Raw genomic sequence first — 5,570 nt, 5'->3', positions numbered from 1 at the left:
GGCTACAGGTAACTATCAGCAGGTTTTTGAAGAACAGGAACGGCTTTATCGCACCTCCGCCAAAACCGTATTTGTACAATAATAAACTATGAACTATGGGAAATAACCGCAGGGATTTTTTGAAGCTTACCGGTTTACTGGGAACCGGCATGATGGCTGCTAACCCTTTAACCAGCATGGCCACTGATGTGGTAAGCCGATACCAGCCGCCAACAGGCGCCCCGCATTTTAATATGTGTGGTTATGCAGCCCCTAAGCTGGATACGGTGCGTATTGGTTTTGTAGGCCTGGGTAACCGGGGCGGCGCTGCTGTGCCGCGCATTAATTATATTGACGGGGTTTCCATTAACGGCCTGTGTGATATCAGAACGCAGCAGGCCGAAGCCGCCAGAGAAAAGCTGAAAGGCTCCGGGCATAACCCGGTATTGTATGCCGGTAAAAAAGATGCCTGGAAACAATTATGTGAAAGCCCTGATATAGACCTGGTATACATAGCCACACCCTGGGAGCTGCATACGCCTATTGCCACTTATGCCATGAACCATGGTAAACATGTAGCTGTAGAAGTACCGGCCGCAAAAACCGTGGAAGAATGCTGGCAGCTGGTAGAAGCATCTGAAAAAAATAAAAAGCACTGCATTATTTTAGAGAACTGCTGCTACGATTTCTTTGAGCTGCTAACGCTGAACATGGCACGGCAGGGCTTTTTCGGAGAAATTGTACACGGGGAAGGCGCTTACATACATGATATAGCCAACAGCTTTTTTAATAAGAATGCACGGTATGATTACTGGCGTTTGCGTGAAAATACACAGCGTAACGGTAACCTGTATCCTACACATGGCCTGGGGCCGGTATGCCAGGTAATGAACATTAACCGCGGCGACCGTATGGATTACCTGGTATCTGTAAGCAGCAATGATTTCACGCTGGCCCCGCTGGCAAAAGAAGCCGCTGCCAAAGACCCGGACTTTCAGCAGTTTGCCAACAGTCATTTCCGCGGTAATATGAATATCTCCACCATCCGCACCATCAATGGCAAAACCATTTTGGTGCAGCATGATGTATCATCGCCGCATCCGTACTCACGCATACACGCTATTACAGGCACCAAAGCAGCTGCGCAAAAGTATCCGCTGCCTGGCAGGATCGCTACCAGCCATGAAGGATGGCTGGAGGATGATGCTATGAAAAAACTGGAAGAGCAATACACGCTGCCCATTGTAAAACAGCTGGGCGAAATGGCTAAGAAAGTAGGCGGCCATGGCGGTATGGATTTTTTGATGGACTGGCGCTGGATAGACTGCCTGCGTAACGGCCTGCCTATAGATCATGATGTGTATGATGCTGCAGCATGGAGCGTTATTGGCCCCCTGAGTGAAAAGTCAGTAGCCGGCCGCTCCAAAAGCCTGGATGTGCCTGACTTTACACGTGGCGCCTGGAAACAGAACAAACCGGTGGAAATGTCCATCACGCATGGCCACCTCACTGGTGTTAAATAAATTATTAACCCTTTCATTATCTGAAATCTTATATTAATGAACATATCAATTGAACAAAACGCAGCCGCGCTGGGCATTGCAGCCGGTAAAAAAGCAGCGGCCCTGTTACGGGGAACGCTCTCTGTAAAAGGGAGCGCCAATGTGATCCTGGCCACCGGTGCCAGCCAGTTTGAAACCCTGAAGGAGCTTATTTCCCAACCGGGTATAGACTGGGGTAAGGTAACCATGTTCCACCTGGATGAATACATTGGCCTGCCCGAAACCCATGGGGCCAGCTTCCGTAAATATTTAAAAGAGCGTTTCCTGGATAAGGTAGCCCCTTTGAAAGAAGCGGTGCTGGTGAATGGTAATGCAGATCCTGAACAGGAATGCGAACGCCTGGCTAAGCTGATCCAGCAGTATCCTATAGACATTGCGCTGGTGGGCATCGGGGAGAATGGCCACCTGGCATTTAATGATCCCCCGGCAGATTTCACCACCACCAAACCTTATCTTGTGGTAAACCTGGATGAGCCCTGCCGCAGGCAGCAAATGAACGAAGGCTGGTTTGAACGGCTGGAAGATGTTCCGAAGCAGGCCATCAGCATGTCTATAAAACAGATCATGTTATCCAAACATATCATCTGCTCCGTACCCGATAAACGCAAAGCAGCAGCTGTAAGGGACAGCCTGGAAAAACCTGTGAGCAACCTGTTCCCGGCCAGCATCCTGCAGCAGCACCCGGATTGTACGTTCTTCCTGGACGAAACATCCGCTTCATTATTAACCAAAGAAGGTATTAAATAAACAGTATGGGTAATACACACGCAGGCACATTACGGAAAAGGGAAGTAGCCATTTCCCTGGTGATCATTGGCATGTTATTTTTCGTGTTCGGGTTTGTATCCTGGGTGAATGCGATCCTCATCCCTTATTTTCGTATAGCCTGCGAGTTAACCCATTTTGAATCTTACCTGGTAACCTTTGCCTTTTATATTGCTTACCTGGTAATGTCGGTGCCATCTGCTTACCTTATCCGGCGTTTGGGCTTTAAAAAGGGCATCATGGCTGGTTTCTGGGTAATGGCTGCAGGCGCTTTGCTGTTTATTCCCGCGGCGCTTTACCGCACTTACCCGCTTTTTCTCACTGGTTTGTTCACCATTGGTTTGGGGCTGGCGGTATTACAAACAGCCGCTAATCCATATGTAACCATTTTAGGCAAACCGGAAAGGGCTGCTCAGCGCATCAGTATTATGGGCATCTTTAACAAAGGCGCGGGCATTATTGCGCCGCTGGTATTGGGCGCCGTAGTGTTAAGGGCAGATGACAGTGCGCTTTTTGCGCAGCTGTCGGGCATGGCGGATGATGTAAAGGCGGCTTTCCTGGATGCGCTGATAAGGCGAGTGATACCGCCTTACACCATTATCACCATTGTGTTGTTCCTGTTAGGGCTCACCGTGCGTTATTCCGCATTGCCTGAAATTAATACAGAGGTGGAAAATGAGGAGCTGGCCGTAGCCAATGCCGGTAAAAAAAGTATCCTGCAGTTCCCGCATCTGATCCTGGGTGCTGTTGCCATCTTTTTACATGTAGGTACGCAGGTGATTGCAGTGGATACCATTATTGGTTATGCGGATTCTATGGGTTTGTCTTTACAGCAGGCTAAAGTGTTTCCATCGTTCACGCTGTTTGCTACCATTACCGGTTATGTGATCGGCATCGTCGTAATTCCCAGATGGGTGAGCCAGCTGCATGCATTGCAGTTTTGCACATTACTGGGCAGTGTATTAACTTGCTGTATACTGCTGTTGCAGGGCAGGGTACAGCTCTTTGGTTACAGTGCAGATATTTCGCTCTGGTTTGTGGTATTACTGGGCCTGGCCAATTCGCTGGTATGGGCCGGCATCTGGCCCTGGGCATTGAAGGACCTGGGCCGCTACACCAAGCTGGGCGCCTCTGTAATGATCATGGGGCTTTGCGGTAATGCCATACTGCCATTGATATACGGCCGTTTGGCCGATCTGTATTCCGTAAGGGCAGGATATATTATTTTACTGCCCTGTTATATGTACCTTGTATTTTACGCGTTTAAAGGTTACCGTATTAAAACATGGAATTTGCTAAAGCGATAATATGCAGCCATCCATAAAGATCATAAACGGACAGCTGATCACACCGCACCGCATTATCACCGGCGGCAGCCTGTTAATAGCAGGCGGTAAGATTGCACAGGTCAGTGAAGCAGAGATCACTTCCCGGGCTGATATTGTTATTGATGCAGCAGGTAAATATGTATCGCCCGGTTTTATTGATATGCACGTACATGGTGGTGGCGGCGCTGATTTTATGGACGGCACAACAGATGCCTTCCTGACCATTGCCCAAACCCACGCCAGGTACGGCACTACTGCTATGGCGCCTACCACGCTCACTGCTGAAAAAGAAGACCTGCTGCATACGCTGGACATTTACAAACAGGCAGCGCTTAAAAATGAGCAGGGGGCACAGTTCATCGGTATGCATATTGAAGGACCTTACTTTGATATGGAACAACGGGGTGCGCAGGATCCCCGTTATATAAGGCACCCCGACGAAAAAGAATACAAAGAGATCGTAACCTGTTCAGATGGCTGCATTGCGCGTTGGAGCGCAGCCCCGGAGCTGCCCGGCGCATTGGACTTTGGCCGGTACCTGCGGGCAAACAATATACTGCCTGCCATTGCACATACCAATGCCGTGTATGAAGATGTGGTGAAAGCAGTGGAAAATGGGTATACCCTGGCTACACATTTTTATTCAAGCATGTCGGGCGTAATGCGGCGGAATGCTTTCCGTTATGCCGGCGTAATTGAAAGCGTATACCTGATAGATGAAATAGATGCGGAGATCATTGCTGATGGCGTTCATTTGCCCGCGCCCTTATTAAAGCTGATCTGTAAAGTAAAAGGCACAGACCGTACTGCACTGATCACTGATGCCATGCGTGCCGCCGGTATGCCGCCAGGGGAGAGCATCCTGGGCGCTAAAGACCATGGTTTAAAAGTGATCGTGGAAGATGGGGTGGCCAAATTGCCGGACCGCAGCGCTTTTGCCGGCAGCGTAGCTACTGCTGACCGGTTGGTAAGAACCATGATCACCCTGGCAGAAGTATCCTTACCCGAAGCTGTGAAGATGATGACTTATGTACCGGCAAGGATCATGCAGCTGGGCCATAGAAAAGGTTTGCTGGCAGCAGGTATGGATGCCGATGTAGTGGTGTTTGATGAAGGGATTAAGGTGGAGCAGGTTATTGTTGGGGGAAGGATGATACTCTAACTATCAAATTGCCGTTTGTTTATAACACATAATTCCTTTAAAATTGGGGCCTTTATCACAAAAGTAATCCCCCAAGTTATGAAGGTAAAGAAATCACTGGTAGCCGAAATAAAGAACATGATACTCCAAAGCCGGGAACAGGCTATTCGCGCAGTGGATAATACCCGGGTGCTCATGTACTGGAATATCGGAAAGCGGATCTTTGAAGAGGAACAAGCCGGAAAAGAGCGGGCGGATTATGGCTCTTTTCTGATAAAGTCTTTATCTGAAGTTTTACAGCCTGAGTTCGGCAGCGGCTTTTCCTATCGGCAGCTTAACTGGTACCGGCAATTTTACCGCGCCTTTCCAATTGTGTCCGCACTGCGGACACAATTTAGCTGGACCCACTACAAGCTGCTGTTATCCATTGATAATGAGGCTAAAAGGGAGTATTATATACTGGAAGCCGTTAAAAGTAACTGGACAGCCCGCCAGCTTGAGCGGCAGATCAACAGCCAGTTATATGAACGCTTATTGCTCAGTAATGATAAGGAAAGCGTATTGGCGGTAGCCCGTGGGGAAAAAGTGCCTGGTAATGCTACTGAGATTATCAAAGACCCTACCGTGCTGGAATTATCAGCTGATAAATAAAAATCCTATTTCTTACTCTTCACATCAAAATGCTGTTCCTCCATCAACCGGAGTGAAAACAGCATTTCCACCATGGTTCTTTGCAGGGTGTAGTACCAGCCTGCCCAGCCGCTGAAGATTAGCCGTTTAATGATCAGGCAGTAA

The 5,570-nt window shown here is 48.7% G+C and carries 5 protein-coding genes; all 5 read left to right on the top strand.

What is annotated here, in order from left to right; genetic code table 11:
• Positions 1 to 95: 95 nt before the first annotated feature.
• Positions 96 to 1,502 (top strand): Gfo/Idh/MocA family protein, encoded by a 1,407-nt coding sequence (locus VIM87_RS05675; RefSeq protein ID WP_331996042.1) that lies wholly within the window; start codon positions 96 to 98, stop codon positions 1,500 to 1,502.
• Positions 1,503 to 1,538: 36 nt separating this feature from the next.
• Positions 1,539 to 2,288 carry a glucosamine-6-phosphate deaminase gene (locus VIM87_RS05670; RefSeq protein WP_331996041.1) on the top strand — a complete coding sequence of 250 codons (750 nt, stop codon included), beginning with the start codon at positions 1,539 to 1,541 and terminating at the stop codon, positions 2,286 to 2,288.
• 5 nt (positions 2,289 to 2,293) lie between these two features.
• Positions 2,294 to 3,613, top strand: coding sequence for a sugar MFS transporter (locus VIM87_RS05665; protein WP_331996040.1), 1,320 nt, complete (start codon positions 2,294 to 2,296; stop codon positions 3,611 to 3,613).
• A 1-nt stretch (position 3,614) separates the two neighbouring features.
• On the top strand, positions 3,615 to 4,796 hold the full coding sequence (gene nagA, locus VIM87_RS05660; protein ID WP_331996039.1) for an N-acetylglucosamine-6-phosphate deacetylase: 1,182 nt from the start codon (positions 3,615 to 3,617) through the stop codon (positions 4,794 to 4,796).
• Between the two features lie 78 nt (positions 4,797 to 4,874).
• Positions 4,875 to 5,426, top strand: coding sequence for a DUF1016 N-terminal domain-containing protein (locus VIM87_RS05655; RefSeq protein ID WP_331996038.1), 552 nt, complete (start codon positions 4,875 to 4,877; stop codon positions 5,424 to 5,426).
• Positions 5,427 to 5,570: the final 144 nt, after the last annotated feature.

The organism is Chitinophaga sp., from assembly GCF_036569125.1.
Lineage (GTDB): Bacteria > Bacteroidota > Bacteroidia > Chitinophagales > Chitinophagaceae > Chitinophaga.
This window is presented reverse-complemented; position numbering and strand designations above follow the sequence as displayed.

Excerpts from the sequence above, each read along its gene's own strand:
- VIM87_RS05675 (WP_331996042.1), top strand. The coding sequence starts at position 96 with ATGGGAAATAACCGCAGGGATTTTTTGAAGCTTACCGGTTTACTGGGA.
- VIM87_RS05670 (WP_331996041.1), top strand. The coding sequence starts at position 1,539 with ATGAACATATCAATTGAACAAAACGCAGCCGCGCTGGGCATTGCAGCC.
- VIM87_RS05665 (WP_331996040.1), top strand. The coding sequence starts at position 2,294 with ATGGGTAATACACACGCAGGCACATTACGGAAAAGGGAAGTAGCCATT.
- nagA (WP_331996039.1), top strand. The coding sequence starts at position 3,615 with ATGCAGCCATCCATAAAGATCATAAACGGACAGCTGATCACACCGCAC.
- VIM87_RS05655 (WP_331996038.1), top strand. The coding sequence starts at position 4,875 with ATGAAGGTAAAGAAATCACTGGTAGCCGAAATAAAGAACATGATACTC.